This window comes from Vibrio sp. Sgm 5 (assembly GCF_026241575.1).
Taxonomy (GTDB): Bacteria; Pseudomonadota; Gammaproteobacteria; order Enterobacterales; family Vibrionaceae; genus Vibrio; species Vibrio jasicida.
Genome location: NZ_JAPHPY010000001.1, coordinates 86,158 through 102,737 on the forward strand (window position 1 = coordinate 86,158; position 16,580 = coordinate 102,737).

Consider the following 16,580-nt stretch of genomic DNA (forward strand, 5'->3'; position numbering starts at 1 on the left):
TGCTGCGCTTTTATGTTTATGTTGCTCTTATCGAACGCGACGAACTTGAATGATCATTCCCATCAATGGGTTGTCTAAGTAGTGAGTTTCACTACTGCGCATACGGCGCTTCTGATCCATGCGGAAGCTCTTCAAGAACTTCTCTTCAGTGATGGTTGGTGAAACTTCTGCCAAGTTGCCTACTTGAACGTTGCCGTCCACTTCACCTAACTCATTCGTCATTTGCTCAGAAGGCTGAGACTCGATACGAACTTCACGTACAGCGGGCTCACGTAAATCTATGGTGGTCTCAGCGAACAAGTAGTGCTGAACGTAGATTTGAAGTTTGCCGTCTAACTCGTAGAGCGGACCGTTAACGGTTTCTTCACTGTAACCATCGGTTGAAAGTGATTGTGCATTGCCATTGATTTGGCTGCCGTCAGCGTTGTAAGAGCCTGAGAAATCACGTCCACCCACGATATGGAAGATCGGCGCGCTTGCCTTGCCGCGGTCGCCTTGACGCCAGGCTACGTGTTTAAGCACTTTGAAGCCGGCGTGATTGTTCAATGCTGATTCTTGTGCATTCAAACGGAAAGAAGAACGTGGTAGCAAAGTGACGCCTTTAGAACGGCGGTAAGACTCACTGTCTAAGCTGCCTACGTTGCTCATTTCGAGTTTTGGCAGCTCATTTGGCCATGATTCACTGGTACTTTCAGCGTTAACTGCTCGCTTGAAAATAATTACTTCAATATCAAATTGACGCGCAGCCCAAGTAGGCATTGAGACACAAAGAAGCAATAATGGGATCAGTATTCTCATTCGACTATTAGCTCGTTGGTAATAAATTCTGTTTAAAATCATTCAGTAAGTCTTGAACAAACTGAATGCGTTTTCGTCGGTCCGTTAATGGTACGCTAAACTTGAACTTAGTTGGACCTTCCATTGCAAATTTTTGCGGCTGTGATTGCAGGAGTTTAACCAAATACGCTGGGTTTATGTCAGCATCAGGGTAAAACTCGATGAATCCGCCCTTATCATGTGCCTCAATTTTCTTCGCTTTGAGACTTCCTGCCCCAATTTTCAGTTCTGAGACAGAGAGAAGGTTTTTGGTTGCATCTGGCAATAAGCCAAAGCGATCAATCAGTTCTACCTTCAATTCCGACAAGCCTTCGTTGTCGCTGACGCTTGCAATACGTTTGTACATTGATAGGCGTGTATTCACGTCAGGGATGTAGTCATCCGGTAACAAGGCTGGAATACGCATTTCAATTTCCGTTTGCTCACGAAGCAAGTCATCCAACGATGGTTCTTTACCTTCTTTCAATGCTTCAACCGCTTGTTCAAGCATCTCCATATACAGTGTAAAGCCAACCGATTGAATTTGACCACTTTGTTCGTCACCTAATAGCTCACCTGCGCCACGAATCTCAAGATCGTGCGTCGCAAGAGTGAAACCTGCGCCCAGATCTTCTAACGAAGCAATAGCATCAAGACGTTTGATGGCGTCTTTGGTGATGGCTTTCGGATGTGGTGTCAATAAGTAAGCATAAGCTTGGTGGTGCGAACGACCTACACGACCACGTAATTGGTGAAGCTGCGCAAGACCAAGGTTATCGGCACGATCCATGATAATGGTGTTTGCCGTCGGAACGTCGATACCTGTTTCAATAATAGTGGTACAAACGAGTAAGTTGAAACGCTGGTGGTAGAAGTCGTTCATGATGCGTTCTAGTTCGCGTTCACGCATTTGACCGTGGGCAACCGTCACACGAGCTTCTGGGATCAGCTTTTGCAAGTCTTCAGCGGTTTTCTCGATGGTTTCGACTTGGTTATGCAGGAAGTACACTTGACCACCGCGCATAATTTCTCGCAATGCGGCTTCACGAACGACCGAATCTTCATGCTGGCGCACAAACGTCTTGATCGCTAAACGACGCGCTGGTGGCGTTGCGATGATCGATAAATCACGCATACCACTCATCGCCATATTCAGCGTACGAGGGATTGGCGTTGCCGTCAGCGTTAGGATGTCGACATCGGCACGCATTGCTTTTACTTTCTCTTTCTGGCGTACACCAAAACGGTGTTCTTCGTCGACGATCAACAAGCCAAGATCTTTGAATTTAATGTCGCTTGAAAGCAGCTTATGTGTACCAACAACGATGTCCACTTTACCGTCCGCGACGTCTTGAAGGATCACTTTCTGCTCTTTCGCTGATTTAAAGCGCGAAAGGACCTCTACACGAATTGGTAAGTTAGCAAAACGATCACGGAAGTTTTCAAAGTGCTGCTGAGCGAGCAGGGTAGTCGGCACCAATACGGCCACCTGCTTGCTGTTGTCTGTTGCCACGAAGGCTGCTCGCATTGCAACTTCGGTTTTACCAAAGCCAACGTCACCACATACGAGTCGGTCCATCGCTTTTGCTTGGCACATGTCCGAAAGTACCGCATTGATGGCGGTGGATTGGTCGTCCGTTTCTTCAAATGGGAATGTCGCTTTGAATGTGGCGTATTGGCCACGATCCAACTCGAATTTGTACCCCGGTTTTAGCTCGCGTTTTGCGTAAACATCCAGAAGTTCTGCTGCGACGTCACGTACTTTTTCTGCGGCTTTACGACGTGCTTTTGCCCACGCTTCACCGCCGAGTTTATGCAGTGGTGCACTCTCTTCTGCACCGCCAGAATAACGGCTGATTAAGTTCAGGGAAGAAACCGGAACGTAAAGTTTGGCATCGTTTTGATACTCAAGGGTAACGTATTCCGTTTTCATACCACCGGCTTCAAGCGTTTGCAGGCCGATGTAGCGTCCGATACCGTGGTCAATGTGTACGACAGGTTGCCCCGGTTTTAGCTCGGCAAGGTGGCGAATGACGGTGTCACTATTGACGGTTTTTTTGTCTTTGCGACGGCGTTGGATAACGCGATCGCCGAGTAGGTCGCTTTCACAAATTAGTGCAAAGTTCAGCTCATCATGGATAAAGCCATGTTCTGCAGCGCCAAGTATCAGGCTGAATCGGTCATTTGAATCTAGTGCTTGGTATATTGATCCATGAACCACGGGACGTACTTTGATGCCTTGCAACAGTTCTGTCAGCGCTTCACGACGGCCTTCTGATTCGACAGAAAAGACGATTTTTCCCGTAAATTGTTCGCTAAATTGGCGAAGGCGAGACAATGGCTCTTTGTTTTGTTGCTGGACACCAAGCTCTGCCAAAGACTGTACCGCTAGGTTCTGACGACCAGCACGTTTAACAATTTTCTCTAGGCTTAATAGGGCCTGAGGCAATTGTTTGATGTGCTTAAATAGTTCGTCTTTCTTTAGCCACAGTTCATGAGGGGCCAATAGCGGACGAAGTGGGTCTATTTTCTTTTGATCGTAACGGTAGTCAACGTCATTTAAGAAAGTATCGACCGCTGCTTCGATGTCTCCATAAATGATCAGTTGCGAATCTTCTGGTAAGTAATCGAACAGAGTCTCTGTGTGATCGAAGAACAATGGTTGCCAATATTCGATACCGGCAGGCCATGTTCCTTTAGTGACCTGCATATAAATCGATTCAGGCTCTCGGCGTGCTTCAAACTGTGTACGCCAACGGGTACGGAAGTCTTCGATTGCTACCTTGGTCGTTGGAAATTCGTGCGCAGGCAGTAATTGGATCTGCTGGATGTCTTCGATCGAACGTTGGTTCTCTGGGTCGAAAGTTCGTATCGTGTCGATCTCATCATCGAAGAAATCAATACGATAAGGGTCGGAGCTGCCCATAGGGAACAAATCTAAGATCGAACCGCGACTGGCGTATTCACCCGGTCCAAACACTTGATCGACGTGACGGTATCCCGAGTTTTCTAGCTGAGTACGTAGCTTTTCGAGTGAGAACTGGTCGCCCGTCTTAACCATCAAAGTGTGTTGCAGCAAAAAGTCTCTCGGAGACTGACGTTGCAAGATTGTGCTGACTGGTACGATCGTCACCCCATTACGTTGATGAGGCAACTGGTATAAACGTGCAATTCGGTCTGAGATAATTTCTTGGTGCGGTGAAAAATTATCGTATGGCAAGGTTTCCCAATCCGGGAACAGGCTCACGGTTTGGTCTGTAAACTGCTCAATTTCAGCTTGTAGTTTTAGCGCGATTTGTGGATCGGGCACCACAAGAACTGAATGGCTTGAGTGTTGTTTTGCCAGTTCTGCAATGGCCATTGGTAATGACGCGCCAGGTAAATTCCCTAGCTGTTTTTTATCGCCACGTTCAGACGGATTAGTGACGGAAAGAATCGTTGCTTTTGTCATGGTCGTTATTTGTTATCTCGCTCTAGTGAACGCTGACGCAGTAGTTTCTGTTGTTGGTACAAAGCGGCTTTGATCAATAAATCTTGGTCGGCTTCTCTGAGCAATTTATACCTCAGAGTGGTGATGAAACCACGGTCACAAGGCTCGCATGCCACTACCTGAGCGTAGCAGTAAATGGCTGCCGCAGGGTAATCTAAGAACAGTTTTACTCGCACTAATTGTTGAGTCTCAATTTCAGTTTCTGAGCGATAGCTGAGCTGGCTTGCTCCAAACTGAGTGGTTTGAAAGCGCAGTGTTGCATCGTCTTGTTGAGAGAGCATAAAACTAAGTAAAAGGTTGAGCTTTGAATTCTGTGTATCCAACAGGCTGATGACGTGTTTCAGCTCTTTAGTTTGTAGTTCAAGGCGTGCATTATCTGCCAGCATATCTAAATGGCTAAATTCGCTTGCGACAATAAAAGGCGTTGGAATTTCCGAGACAAAGGTTTCCTCATCAGGCAGAACGAAGTCCGCTCCTAATGTTTCGACATTAAGAGTGAGGTTGTGGTGTACGGTGAAGTATTCTTGCTCTGTCATTAATCGGTCCTTTTCTGCCAACGAGCACTCTCATTTCATTGAAGAAAGAGAGGGATAGGGCACTGATTATCGCTAACTGAAATAAGTTATCAAGTTTCCATGTTTTGTCTGGGTGAACTTTCTCGCTTAAAAATGGACTTATTGCATGTCGTTGACAAATTTAGCGATTATCTTGTCTTCTTCATTGTAAGAGTAAGGTAAGATAACTCTTATTATTTAGCACTATTAGAAAACCAGTTGGTTTGTCCTATATGTATCATCCTATCTCTTTGTTTATTGGCTTGAGATATCTTCGGGGTCGTTCCGGAGATAGGTTCAGTCGATTCGTGTCTTATATGTCGACTGCAGGCATTACGATCGGTGTGATGGCGCTTGTGACCGTACTCTCTGTCATGAACGGTTTTGAAGCGCAACTAAAAGAGCGCATTTTAGGTGTGTTGCCTCACGCCGTAATTTCACAACATGATGGCAAAACGCCAATGACAGCGACGGCGCCTGAATTTATCCAGAAGATGTCTATGACGGCAAAGCCTGAACCGATCGTTCGTGGAGAAGCGGTTATTCAAAGTTCTGCACAATTGACCGCGGGCTACTTGATTGGGATTGAACCAAAACAAGGCGACCCTATTTCAAACCATTTAATCGCAGGTCGATTGTCTTCTTTAAAAGCGGGTGAGTATAAGGTCTTCTTAGGACACAGCTTGGCGCGATCGTTAAAAATCTCAATGGGCGATAAAGTGCGTTTAATGGTAACGAATGCATCACAATTTACTCCGTTAGGACGTATTCCTAGTCAGCGTAACTTTACCGTTGCGGGGTTGTTTAATACTGGCTCGGACGTTGATGGACAATTGATGATTGTGAACATGACGGATGCTGCAAAGTTGATGCGCTTACCTAAAGAGACGGTCTCTGGTTGGCGTGTCTTTTTCTCCGACCCGTTTATGGTGACTGAGTTTGCAGATAAACCTATGCCTGAAGGTTGGCAGTGGAGTGACTGGCGTGCACAACGCGGTGAACTTTTCCAAGCGGTTAAAATGGAAAAGAACATGATGGGCTTGATGCTCGGTTTAATAGTCGGTGTTGCCGCGTTTAACATCATTTCTGCTTTGATCATGGTGGTGATGGAGAAGCAATCTGAAGTCGCAATTCTCAAAACCCAGGGGATGAAGCAATCTCAGGTGATGGCTATTTTTATGGTTCAAGGTGCTAGCAGTGGCGTAATTGGCGCGATTGTTGGTGGAGTGGTAGGCGTGGCTTTGTCGCTTAACCTCAATGCGATTCTGGAAGCGGCTGGTGTGGCGCTATTTAGCTTTGGTGGCCATCTGCCAATTGTTATCGATTCATTCCAAATTTTATTAGTGGTAGTGCTGGCGATTGCTCTGAGTCTTGCTGCAACTGTATATCCATCTTATCGAGCATCTTCTGTTAAACCTGCTGAGGCACTTCGCTATGAATAAGCTATTAGAATGTCGTGATATTCGTAAAGTCTACCGAGAGGGATCGTTAGATACAGAAGTGTTGAAAGGCGTGAGCTTTGATATTGATAAAGGTGAGTTAGTGTCAATTGTTGGCTCATCGGGCTCAGGGAAAAGTACTTTACTGCACATCCTTGGTGCGTTGGACGACGCATCACAAGGTGAGGTCGACTTTCTTGGCCAAGACCTATCTGCATTGAGTTCAAATAAACAAGCCGCGTTACGTAACAAACACCTTGGTTTTGTGTATCAATTCCATCATTTGTTGGCGGATTTTACAGCAGTAGAGAATGTGGCAATGCCCCTGCTGATCGGTGGAACGAAAGTATCGCAAGCAAAAGAAGCTGCTCAAACTCTACTCGAAAAGGTGGGGTTAGGTCATCGCATGGATCATCGTCCGTCCGAACTTTCTGGTGGTGAGCGTCAGCGCGTAGCCATTGCACGAGCTTTGGTGAACAAGCCTGATCTGGTATTGGCGGATGAGCCAACGGGTAACTTAGACCACAACACTGCTCTGGCGATTTACGATTTGATGCGTGAATTAAACCAAGAGTCGAACATTGCCTTTTTAGTTGTTACTCATGATAACGAGTTAGCCGCGAAAATGGATCGCCAAATGCATATGCAAGATGGCTTGCTGGTGGATCGCTTTATCACTGAAACAGCGGTTGCGGAGGGCTAATTTTGTTTTCATCTCTAGCACTGATGATCGGGGGCCGATTCAGTCGCGCTAAAAAGCGTAACAAAATGGTGTCGTTCATTTCGCTTTCTTCCACGATTGGTATTGCGGTTGGCGTTGCGGTTATCATTATTGGCCTTTCAGCAATGAATGGTTTTGAACGTGAGCTGCAATCGCGCGTGTTATCAGTTATTCCGCATGGTGAGTTAGAAGGGGTCAATGGACCACTGCACAACTACACCAAAACTATGAATCAGGCATTGAGTCATGAACATGTTGTCGCGGCGGCGCCTTATGTTCGCTTTACTGGTTTGGCGGAAAAAGGCAGCAAGCTTAAAGCCGTTGAAGTACGAGGTGTCGATCCGGCTTTTGAGCAGGCCGTATCAAACATGTCTGATTTTATTGATCCCCAAGCATGGCAGAATTTTTATGCTGGTCAGCAGCAAGTCATTCTGGGGCGTGGAGTTGCCAACGAATTAAATGTTGAGGTTGGTGACTACGTTACGTTAATGATTCCGCAAACGGGAAGCACCAGCAAAGTTCAAGCACCAAAACGTGTGCGAGTCAAAGTCTCAGGTTTTTTGACGCTTAACGGCCAGATCGATCATTCACTCGCTCTGGTTCCATTAAAAGATGCACAGGCGTATGCACGTTTAGGCGATGGTGTTACAGGGATTTCATTGAAGACAGATGATGTACTTAATGCACCTTCGATCGTGCGTGAAGTCGGTAGTCTGATTGATGTGTATGTCTACCTCAAGAGCTGGCAACAACAATTTGGTTTCTTGTATCGCGACATCCAACTGGTTCGCACCATTATGTACTTGGTGATGGTTCTGGTGATTGGTGTAGCAAGCTTCAACATCGTTTCTACATTGATGATGGCCGTAAAAGATCGCGCTGCAGAAATTGCGATATTACGCACCATGGGCGCAAAAGATGGGTTAATTAAACGTATCTTTGTATGGCAAGGTGTGTTCTCGGGCGTATTCGGAAGTATTGCAGGCAGTATTGTTGGTGTGTTTGTCGCGCTAAACTTAACCCCCATCATTAAAGCGTTAGAGAGTTTAATCGGACATCAGTTCTTATCGGGTGACATCTACTTTGTTGACTTCTTACCTTCCCAGTTGCATTGGCCTGATGTGGCTTTGGTTTCGGGAACGGCAATCATGTTGAGCTTGTTAGCAACTTGGTACCCTGCTTCTCGCGCAGCGAAGCTCAATCCTGCTGCGGTATTGAGTTCCAAGTAATCGAAAGAAAGACTTTAGCCGCCGCTCTCAAGCGGCAGGCACAAAAAAGGACCGAATCTCGGTCCTTTCTTTTATCTATGTTCAGCTTATCTCTGTCATGGCTCGGTAGACTTCATACTTGAGTTACAGCGCCTTTCATGTCGAACGTTAACTGTTCTCCATTCGATGCTCTACAACCTGCTAATTGAAGAATAAGTACTTATCTTATCTTACGTTTTTGCCAGCTTCTCACGACTGAGTAACGCCAAAGCCCCCGAATACCAAAATAGCCAATGATGGCTGATACAACGCCGCATATTGCGCAGCCTAGTAGGAACGGTGGTCCAATAGTGTTCATTTGTTGCATGATGAATTCCCACGACAACTCAAAATGGAATGGCTGTGGAGGAACGTGCATAACCAAAGCGCCAAGTTTGTACGCAAAGTAGAACAGAACTGGCATCGTGATAGGGTTGCTGATCCATACCAATGCAACAGAAAGCGGTAAGTTAACGCCAAGCATGATGGCGAGACCTGCGGCCATGATCATCTGACTCGGAAGCGGAACAAACGCCATAAATAAGCCAACAGCAAAAGCACCAGATGCAGAGCGACGGTTTAAACACCACAAGTTTGGGTTGTATAACACGTTGCCGAAGACCTTTAGTGCTTTTTGGCGTTTGATCATTTCATGATCTGGCATGAAGCGTTTTATCAGCTTTCTAGGCATAGGACGACATGACTCTCTTAGAAAAAAGTTGGACCTTGGCATTATTTGTCGCGAGCGTTATTTCGTCTGCATGGTGGCCGACGATGCCAGATTGGCGATGGTTGCTGCTGGGAATAATTGCCATTGGCTCAATAATCAAATTACGTCGAGGCTTAATTAGCATAGGCGTAATTTCGGGCTGTATGGTTGTTATTGTCCACGGCAATGTTATGGAACATCAAAGACAAGCCCTGTTTCAAGCAGGGGTGAATATTACCATAATTGGTAAAGTTGACAGCCCTTTTACGCAAATAAGTCACGGATATGAAGGAATTGCGGTGGTTAGCGGGGTGAATTCTCAAAACCTGTTACCTTTTCTTAAACCGAAAATCCGTCTGATAACCCCTTTCCCACTGCCTGTTAACAGTGACTTTACTACTCAAATTTCACTTAAACCCATTCTAGGGTTGAGAAATGAAGCGGGTTTTGATTCTGAGCAACAAGCCATTGGGCAGGGAATTGTTGCAAGGGCAACGTCGTCACGTAATGCCAAGTGGCAGATTCGTTCTTCGTACTCTGTTCGTCAGCAAATCATTCAGTCGGTTTCTGGAAGCATCTCGCGCCTCAAACATTATCCACTCATCAATGCGCTCGCCTTTAGTGACCGCTCACTTTTAACATATCAAGATTGGCAGCAGCTACGGGATAGTGGGTTATTGCACCTGGTCTCTATTTCCGGTTTGCATATTGGGATGGCATTCAGTTTTGGTATTTTCGCCGGGGTTGCGCTTCGGTATGTTTTTTTCAATCTCCAGCTGTTACCACCTGTCATTGGGATTATCACTGCGTTTTTGTACGCTTGGCTTGCAGATTTTTCTTTGCCGACAATAAGAGCTTTTTCTGTCTGTGTTATTTATGTGTCATTAAAGTTTTGGCTGGTGTATTGGAGCGCTTGGCGTGTATTGCTGTTAGCAGTCGCTATTCAGCTTTGCATTGAACCTTTTGCTTCTCTTAGTCTGAGTTTTTGGTTGTCGTATCTCTCTGTTGTTGCGGTACTGCTTGCGGTGAATGCCGTTCAGAGCCACAAGGGGGATTGGAAGGGCAAGTTGATCTTGTTGTTGAAAGTACAGTTAGTACTTACTTTGTTGATCGTGCCGATCAGCGGGTATTTCTTCTCTGGCACCAGTCTAACCTCAATTATTTATAACCTAGTATTTATACCTTGGTTTGGGATGATTGTGGTTCCTCTGATGTTTCTTGCACTCATGTTTTCGCTTTGCTCTTATTTCATTTCGGCGTGGTTTTGGCAAGGCATGGACTGGGCGCTATGGCCATTGAGTTGGTCTTTACCCTTTGCCACAGGGAGTTGGCAGTTTCTCAGTTTAAAAGCAACGCTTCTTGTCGGTGTGGCAAGTGCTTGTCTTTCACTTGGTCGCTTTTTTCGGGCGAACGGACTGCTTTTATTACTTTTGGTCACGACTTGTGTGGTGTTCTTTCATGATTCAACTAGAGACCGATGGCGAGTGGATGTTCTCGATGTTGGGCATGGGCTTGCAGTATTAATCGAAAAAGGCGGCAAGGTATTGCTTTATGACACAGGGAAAGGATGGGGGAGCGGTAGCATTGCTGAGCAGGTTATCGCCCCGACTTTGCATCGTCGAGGTTACGGTTCCATTGATGGGGTCATCATTAGCCATGCGGACTCTGACCATGCAGGAGGTCGTCAATACATCGAAAGCGCTTTCAATCCGACCAATAAGTTCAGCAGCCAGAATTACACTGACTACAAAGCGTGCGTTGCAGGGGAGTACTGGTCGTGGCAATCCTTGAATATGGAAGTGTTGTGGCCACCGAAGTTGGTTCAACGTGCCTACAATCCCCACTCTTGTGTGATTAGGGTAGTCGACTCTCAATCTGGTTTCCGTCTGCTGCTGACGGGAGATATTGAAGCCATAAGTGAATGGATACTCATGCGTGAGCCTGAGAAACTAGAAAGTGATGTTATGTTGGTTCCTCACCATGGCAGCAAGAGTTCTTCGAACCCCAAATTTGTTCAAGCCGTTTCCCCCAAATTAGCCATTGCTTCTCTCGCAAAAAGTAATCAATGGGGGATGCCTGCTGAAAATGTGGTATCAGCTTATGATGAGAGCAAGGCGCTTTGGTTAGACACAGGCAGTGATGGTCAAGTATCGGTGTTTATTGAGCAAGACAATTGGCACTTCGAAGTTAAACGAAGTGAGACATTTGACCCTTGGTATAGGCAGATGCTGCGTAAGGGAGTAGAATAAGAGTCTTAATGTAAGAAAATAAAGCACTTCTATGTCGATAAATACTGATGAAACGACCTGGCAGACGTTTAAGCGTCTATGGCAATTTATTCGCCTTTATAAGGCCGGTTTGATCGTTGCTGTCATTGCATTAGTCGTTAATGCTGTTTCAGATACCTACATGATTTCCCTGCTTAAACCACTTCTTGATGAAGGTTTTGGCAATGCAGAGTCAGACTTTCTACGCACACTCCCATTAATTGTTTTCGCCATGATGTTTATTCGTGGTGTGAGTGGGTTTGTCTCGACCTATTGTTTGAGCTGGGTTTCCGGCAACGTCGTGATGCAAATTCGACGAATGGTGTTCAACCACTTTATGCATATGCCTGTTTCTTATTTTGATAAAGAAAAAACAGGCAACTTATTGTCACGTATCACTTACGACTCAGAGCAAGTATCTGCTGCAACTAGCCAAGCATTGGTCAGTATCGTTCGTGAAGGTGCAAGTATCATTGGCTTGTTGGTTTTGATGTTCTACAACAGCTGGCAATTGTCTTTGGTACTGTTTGCTGTTGCTCCCGTTGTTGCTTGGGGTATTGGTATCGTTTCTAAACGATTCAGAAAAATTTCAAAGAACATGCAAACCATGATGGGTCATGTGACGGCTTCCGCGGAGCAAATGCTGAAAGGTCATAAAGTCGTACTAAGTTATGGTGGTCAAGACATCGAAGGTAAACGCTTCGAGAAAGTCAGCAATCAGATGCGCCAGCAAAGCATGAAGCTAGTGACAGCTCAAGCAGCCGCGAACCCGATCATTCAAATGATTGCATCTATCGCGATTGTTGTCGTGCTTTACCTTGCTAGTATCGACTCAATTAAAGACCAGTTGACTCCGGGTACATTTACGGTTGTATTCTCTGCGATGTTTGGTTTGATGCGTCCATTGAAAGCGCTGACGAATGTTACTTCACAGTTCCAACGCGGTATGGCGGCAAGCCAAACCTTGTTTGCACTGGTCGATCTAGAACCAGAAAAGAACGAAGGTAAATTCAAAGTAGAGCGTGCGCAAGGCGATGTAACTGTCAAAGATGTCAGCTTTACTTATGAAGGTGCAGAAAAACCAGCACTTGAGAATGTCAGTTTTGACATTCCAAAAGGTAAGACGGTTGCTCTCGTTGGGCGCTCAGGTTCAGGAAAGAGTACCATTGCTAACTTGTTCAACCGTTTCTATGACGTAAGCAGTGGTTCAATTACGCTTGATGGTCATGACATTCGTGATTATGAGCTTAAGAATCTTCGTGAGCAGTTTGCGCTTGTTTCGCAAAACGTACATTTGTTCAACGACACGATTGCAAACAACATTGCTTACGCGACAGAAGAACAATACTCACATGAAGACATTGAGCGTGCAGCCAAACTGGCTCATGCGATGGAGTTCATTGGTAAAATGGACGGTGGCCTAGACGCGATGATTGGCGAAAATGGTGCGAGTTTGTCTGGTGGCCAGCGCCAGCGTGTCGCAATTGCACGTGCACTTCTACGTGATGCACCTGTGCTGGTACTTGATGAAGCAACGTCAGCTCTGGATACGGAATCGGAACGTGCTATTCAATCGGCGCTGGATGAACTGCAAAAAGACAAGACGGTACTGGTGATTGCTCACCGTTTGTCGACCATCGAAAACGCTGATGAAATACTTGTAGTCGATGAAGGCGCTATCGTTGAGCGTGGTAGTCATGCTGATTTGATCGCTAAAGATGGCGCTTATGCCCAGCTCCATCGAATTCAATTTGGTGCCTAAGCGCTGTGATTGAAAAGATCTGGTTCGAAAACCATCCGCTTAAATATTTGCTATGGCCGCTTTTGTGGCCATTAAGCTTGTTGTTTGGTGCGATAAGCCAATCGAAACGCCGTCAATACCAAGTCGGCAAGAAAGATGCCTACAAAGCACCCGTGCCTGTTGTGGTCGTTGGGAACATTACCGCTGGTGGCAATGGTAAAACGCCAGTGGTAGTGTGGCTGGTAGAGCAATTGCAACTAATGGGTTATAAACCCGGAGTGGTATCGCGTGGTTATGGCGCAAAAGCACCTCAGTATCCGCTTGTTCTTGATGATAATACACCAGCGAAACACTGTGGTGATGAGCCTAAGCTAATTCATCGTCGTACTGGTGCGCCAGTAGCCGTAGACCCGATTCGTGCTAATGCGGTGAAAGCATTGCTTGAAACTGGCGTTGACATCATTATTACTGACGATGGCCTCCAGCATTACGCTTTAGAGCGAGATATCGAGTTCGTTATCGTTGATGGTAATCGCCGCTTTGGCAATGAAAGCCTTATTCCACTTGGTCCGCTACGTGAAGGGGTAGAGCGTCTTGCTGAAGTCGACTTTATCATCACTAATGGTGGTCAAGCTCAGCATGGCGAAATGCCAATGTCTTTAGCGCCGTCTAAAGCGATCAATTTGAAGACGAAGCAGCAAGTGGATGTGAGTGAGTTGAAAGACTTAGTCGCATTTGCAGGTATTGGGCATCCACCTCGTTTTTTTAATACACTTAACGCAATGAATGCGGATGTCAAAGTCACGAAAGGGTTTGCCGATCATCAGGACTTTGACCAACAAGAATTAGATGCATTGGCTCAACAAGGAGCGAATGTGATTATGACAGAAAAAGATGCCGTTAAATGCGACCGCTATGCGCAAGACAATTGGTGGTATCTTCCTGTTTCTGCTCAGTTTGAACAATATGATGCAGAACGAATTTTAAATCGAATAAAAGAGGTTAAAGCGACTTATGGATCACCGTCTGCTTGAGATTGTAGCTTGCCCTGTGTGCAAAGGTAAGCTGACGTACGATAAAGATAATCAAGAGTTGATCTGCAAATTAGATCGCCTTGCTTACCCAATCAAAGAGGGTATTCCTGTTCTCCTTGAACCAGAAGCAAGAACCATGAGCATGGACGAGGGACGCTAATGTCTTTTACGGTTGTCATTCCTGCGCGTTACGCGTCAAGCCGCTTACCGGGTAAGCCGTTGGCAGACATTGGTGGTAAACCAATGATCCAATGGGTTTATGAGCAAGCGTTACAAGCGGGCGCTGAAGACGTGATTATTGCGACTGACGATGAGCGCGTATCGGCGGCTGCAGAGCAGTTTGGTGGCAAGGTTTGTATGACCTCGCCAAACCATGAATCTGGCACTGAGCGACTAGCAGAAGTGGTAGAAAAAATGGCAATTCCTGCAGACCACATTGTGGTTAATGTTCAGGGTGATGAACCATTGATTCCTCCGTCTATTATTCGCCAAGTAGCTGACAACCTAGCAGGTTGCGATGCGCCAATGGCAACGCTTGCGGTTGAGATTGAATCGGAAGAAGAAGTCTTTAACCCGAATGCGGTAAAAGTGGTCGCGGACGAGCGTGGTTACGCTATGTACTTTAGTCGTGCGACGATCCCTTGGGATCGTGACAACTTTGCCAAGCAAGACAAAACCATCGTAAATCCATTGATGCGTCACATTGGCATCTACGCTTACCGTGCTGGCTTCATCAACACTTATGTGAATTGGCAACCAAGTGCACTTGAGCAAATCGAGTGCCTGGAGCAACTTCGCGTGCTTTGGTACGGTGAAAAGATTCATGTTGCGGTTGCAAAAGAAGCGCCAGCAGCAGGTGTCGATACGCAAGCCGACCTTGAAGCGGTAAGAAAAATTATTGCAAAGTAAGCTTAATACACCGCACTGACTGATTTAGATAGATAAAGGCTCCTAAGTTAGGAGCCTTTTCTTTTATTCACTAGTAGAAAGGGAGTTCTAGATATTTGTGTCGTACTGATTGCGTTTCGGACAGGTAGAGAGAATCTCTCGGTGTCCGGTGTCTTTTACTTCCTCCAAAATCACATCGAAGCCCCATAAGCGATAAACATGTTTCAACACCTCTTCATAACTGTTATCCAATGGAATTCGGTTATGAGGGACGTATTGAAGTGTTAACGAACGATCGCCTCTCACATCCACGTTAAATACCTGAATGTTTGGCTCTAGATTGGCTAAGTTATATTGTGCGGCTAGCGCCTCTCGGATGCGTTTGTAACCCATCTCATCGTGAATGGCAGCAACCTCAACGAAGTTCTTACGATCATCATCATTAATGGCGAAAAGTTTAAAATCTCGCATTAACTTTGGTGACAAGTATTGGCTGATAAAACTTTCATCTTTGAAGTTATGCATCGCAAAGTGAAGCGTGTCTAACCAATCGGCTCCGGCAATTTCTGGGAACCACTCTTTATCCTCATCGGTTGGCTCTTCACAGATACGTTTTATGTCTCTGAACATCGCAAAGCCAAGCGCATAAGGGTTAATGCCGCTAAAGTACGGACTGTTGTAAGCAGGTTGAGCAACAACGCTGGTGTGACTATGTAGAAATTCGAGAATAAACTTCTCTGATACTAAGCCTTCATCGTAAAGGTGATTCAGAATCGTGTAGTGCCAAAATGTTGCCCACCCTTCATTCATAACTTGGGTTTGTTTCTGAGGGTAAAAGTACTGGCTGACTTTACGGACAATTCGGACGATTTCACGCTGCCAAGGCTCCAGCAATGGCGCATGTTTTTCGAAGAAATAAAGCAGGTTTTCCTGTGGCTCACTTGGGAAACGAATCTTGATATCTTCTTCTTTAGTTTTTGCCTGTGGAACGGTACGCCAAAGTTCGTTCACTTGAGATTGAAGATAGGCTTCGCGCTCTTCTTGACGCGCTTTCTCTTCATTAATAGAAATTTTTTCGGGACGCTTATAGCGGTCTACACCGAAGTTCATTAATGCATGGCATGAGTCAAGTAGTTGCTCAACTTCATGCACCCCGTATCGCTCTTCACATTCCGCAATGTAGTTCTTCGCAAACAAGAGATAGTCAATGATCGAGCTGGCGTCGGTCCACGTTTGGAACAGATAATTGCCCTTGAAGAACGAGTTGTGTCCATAACAAGCGTGAGCGATAACAAGCGCCTGCATCGTGATGGTGTTCTCTTCCATCAAATAAGCGATACATGGGTTGGAGTTAATCACGATCTCGTAAGCCAAGCCCATTTGACCGTGTTTGTAGTTTTGCTCAGTTTGGATGAACTTTTTGCCAAACGACCAATGATTGTAGTTGATGGGCATACCGATACTTGAGTATGCATCCATCATTTGTTCGGAGGTAATCACCTCGATTTGGTTTGGGTAAGTGTCGAGGCGATAATGCTCCGCGACACGCTTGATTTCTTTGTGATAACGCTCCAACAGTTCAAACGTCCAGTCTGGGCCGTCAGGAAGCATATTTTCTCTGCGCTTCTTCGAAGCTTCCCCCGAAAGGTTTTTCGTTGCGGTATTCATCGCTAG

General features: G+C 45.8%; 13 protein-coding genes. 8 read left to right on the forward strand and 5 right to left on the reverse strand.

Features of this window, described 5'->3' with window-relative positions:
• Positions 1-27: 27 nt before the first annotated feature.
• From OQJ86_RS00375 to OQJ86_RS00385, 3 genes are read right to left on the reverse strand one after another with little or no spacing between them, the layout of a single operon-like run.
• Entirely contained in the window at positions 28-798 is a 771-nt protein-coding gene (locus tag OQJ86_RS00375) for a peptidoglycan binding protein CsiV (RefSeq protein WP_265985003.1), read from the reverse strand.
• A gap of 7 nt (positions 799-805) precedes the next feature.
• The gene (gene mfd, locus OQJ86_RS00380; RefSeq protein WP_265985004.1) at positions 806-4,267 is read right to left on the reverse strand and encodes a transcription-repair coupling factor; all 3,462 of its coding nucleotides are present in this window, start codon (positions 4,265-4,267) and stop codon (positions 806-808) included.
• A gap of 5 nt (positions 4,268-4,272) precedes the next feature.
• Positions 4,273-4,842 carry a PilZ domain-containing protein gene (locus OQJ86_RS00385; RefSeq protein ID WP_265985007.1) on the reverse strand — a complete coding sequence of 190 codons (570 nt, stop codon included), beginning with the start codon at positions 4,840-4,842 and terminating at the stop codon, positions 4,273-4,275.
• A 251-nt stretch (positions 4,843-5,093) separates the two neighbouring features.
• Here OQJ86_RS00385 and lolC point away from each other — a divergent pair, with 251 nt between their 5' ends.
• Genes lolC through lolE form a run of 3 tightly spaced genes read left to right on the forward strand, consistent with a single transcriptional unit; the run spans position 5,094 to position 8,249 of the window.
• Complete coding sequence (gene lolC, locus OQJ86_RS00390; RefSeq protein ID WP_265985009.1) at positions 5,094-6,302, forward strand: lipoprotein-releasing ABC transporter permease subunit LolC; 1,209 nt, start codon at positions 5,094-5,096, stop codon at positions 6,300-6,302.
• Positions 6,295-7,002, forward strand: a complete 708-nt coding sequence (gene lolD / locus OQJ86_RS00395; protein WP_104038223.1) for a lipoprotein-releasing ABC transporter ATP-binding protein LolD — start codon at positions 6,295-6,297, stop codon at positions 7,000-7,002. Before lolC ends, lolD begins: the two co-directional genes overlap by 8 nt.
• A gap of 2 nt (positions 7,003-7,004) precedes the next feature.
• Complete coding sequence (lolE, locus tag OQJ86_RS00400; RefSeq protein ID WP_265985013.1) at positions 7,005-8,249, forward strand: lipoprotein-releasing ABC transporter permease subunit LolE; 1,245 nt, start codon at positions 7,005-7,007, stop codon at positions 8,247-8,249.
• Between the two features lie 199 nt (positions 8,250-8,448).
• On the opposite strand, the gene OQJ86_RS00405 is transcribed toward lolE, so the two are convergent.
• A complete protein-coding gene (locus tag OQJ86_RS00405; protein WP_005431694.1) occupies positions 8,449-8,958 on the reverse strand; it encodes a DUF2062 domain-containing protein in 510 nt (169 codons plus the stop codon).
• 8 nt (positions 8,959-8,966) lie between these two features.
• Between OQJ86_RS00405 and OQJ86_RS00410 the strand changes: the two genes are divergently transcribed.
• Genes OQJ86_RS00410 through kdsB form a run of 5 tightly spaced genes read left to right on the forward strand, consistent with a single transcriptional unit; the run spans position 8,967 to position 14,927 of the window.
• Complete coding sequence (locus OQJ86_RS00410; RefSeq protein WP_265985016.1) at positions 8,967-11,225, forward strand: DNA internalization-related competence protein ComEC/Rec2; 2,259 nt, start codon at positions 8,967-8,969, stop codon at positions 11,223-11,225.
• 31 nt (positions 11,226-11,256) lie between these two features.
• On the forward strand, positions 11,257-13,005 hold the full coding sequence (gene msbA, locus OQJ86_RS00415) for a lipid A ABC transporter ATP-binding protein/permease MsbA (protein ID WP_265985018.1): 1,749 nt from the start codon (positions 11,257-11,259) through the stop codon (positions 13,003-13,005).
• Positions 13,006-13,010: 5 nt separating this feature from the next.
• The gene (gene lpxK, locus OQJ86_RS00420; RefSeq protein ID WP_265985020.1) at positions 13,011-14,018 is read left to right on the forward strand and encodes a tetraacyldisaccharide 4'-kinase; all 1,008 of its coding nucleotides are present in this window, start codon (positions 13,011-13,013) and stop codon (positions 14,016-14,018) included.
• Positions 13,999-14,178: a Trm112 family protein gene (locus tag OQJ86_RS00425; RefSeq protein ID WP_005378451.1), complete on the forward strand. Its 180-nt coding sequence runs from the start codon at positions 13,999-14,001 to the stop codon at positions 14,176-14,178. Before lpxK ends, OQJ86_RS00425 begins: the two co-directional genes overlap by 20 nt.
• Positions 14,178-14,927 carry a 3-deoxy-manno-octulosonate cytidylyltransferase gene (gene kdsB / locus OQJ86_RS00430; protein WP_265985095.1) on the forward strand — a complete coding sequence of 250 codons (750 nt, stop codon included), beginning with the start codon at positions 14,178-14,180 and terminating at the stop codon, positions 14,925-14,927. Before OQJ86_RS00425 ends, kdsB begins: the two co-directional genes overlap by 1 nt.
• A gap of 87 nt (positions 14,928-15,014) precedes the next feature.
• Here the strand turns inward: kdsB and OQJ86_RS00435 are convergent, their stop codons facing one another.
• Positions 15,015-16,574, reverse strand: a complete 1,560-nt coding sequence (locus OQJ86_RS00435; protein WP_038866687.1) for a SpoVR family protein — start codon at positions 16,572-16,574, stop codon at positions 15,015-15,017.
• Positions 16,575-16,580: the final 6 nt, after the last annotated feature.

Coding starts and splice junctions, on each gene's coding strand:
- OQJ86_RS00375 (WP_265985003.1), bottom strand. CDS start 798: ATGAGAATACTGATCCCATTATTGCTTCTTTGTGTCTCAATGCCTACT.
- mfd (WP_265985004.1), bottom strand. CDS start 4,267: ATGACAAAAGCAACGATTCTTTCCGTCACTAATCCGTCTGAACGTGGC.
- OQJ86_RS00385 (WP_265985007.1), bottom strand. CDS start 4,842: ATGACAGAGCAAGAATACTTCACCGTACACCACAACCTCACTCTTAAT.
- lolC (WP_265985009.1), top strand. CDS start 5,094: ATGTATCATCCTATCTCTTTGTTTATTGGCTTGAGATATCTTCGGGGT.
- lolD (WP_104038223.1), top strand. CDS start 6,295: ATGAATAAGCTATTAGAATGTCGTGATATTCGTAAAGTCTACCGAGAG.
- OQJ86_RS00405 (WP_005431694.1), bottom strand. CDS start 8,958: ATGCCTAGAAAGCTGATAAAACGCTTCATGCCAGATCATGAAATGATC.
- OQJ86_RS00410 (WP_265985016.1), top strand. CDS start 8,967: ATGACTCTCTTAGAAAAAAGTTGGACCTTGGCATTATTTGTCGCGAGC.
- msbA (WP_265985018.1), top strand. CDS start 11,257: ATGTCGATAAATACTGATGAAACGACCTGGCAGACGTTTAAGCGTCTA.
- OQJ86_RS00425 (WP_005378451.1), top strand. CDS start 13,999: ATGGATCACCGTCTGCTTGAGATTGTAGCTTGCCCTGTGTGCAAAGGT.
- kdsB (WP_265985095.1), top strand. CDS start 14,178: ATGTCTTTTACGGTTGTCATTCCTGCGCGTTACGCGTCAAGCCGCTTA.
- OQJ86_RS00435 (WP_038866687.1), bottom strand. CDS start 16,574: ATGAATACCGCAACGAAAAACCTTTCGGGGGAAGCTTCGAAGAAGCGC.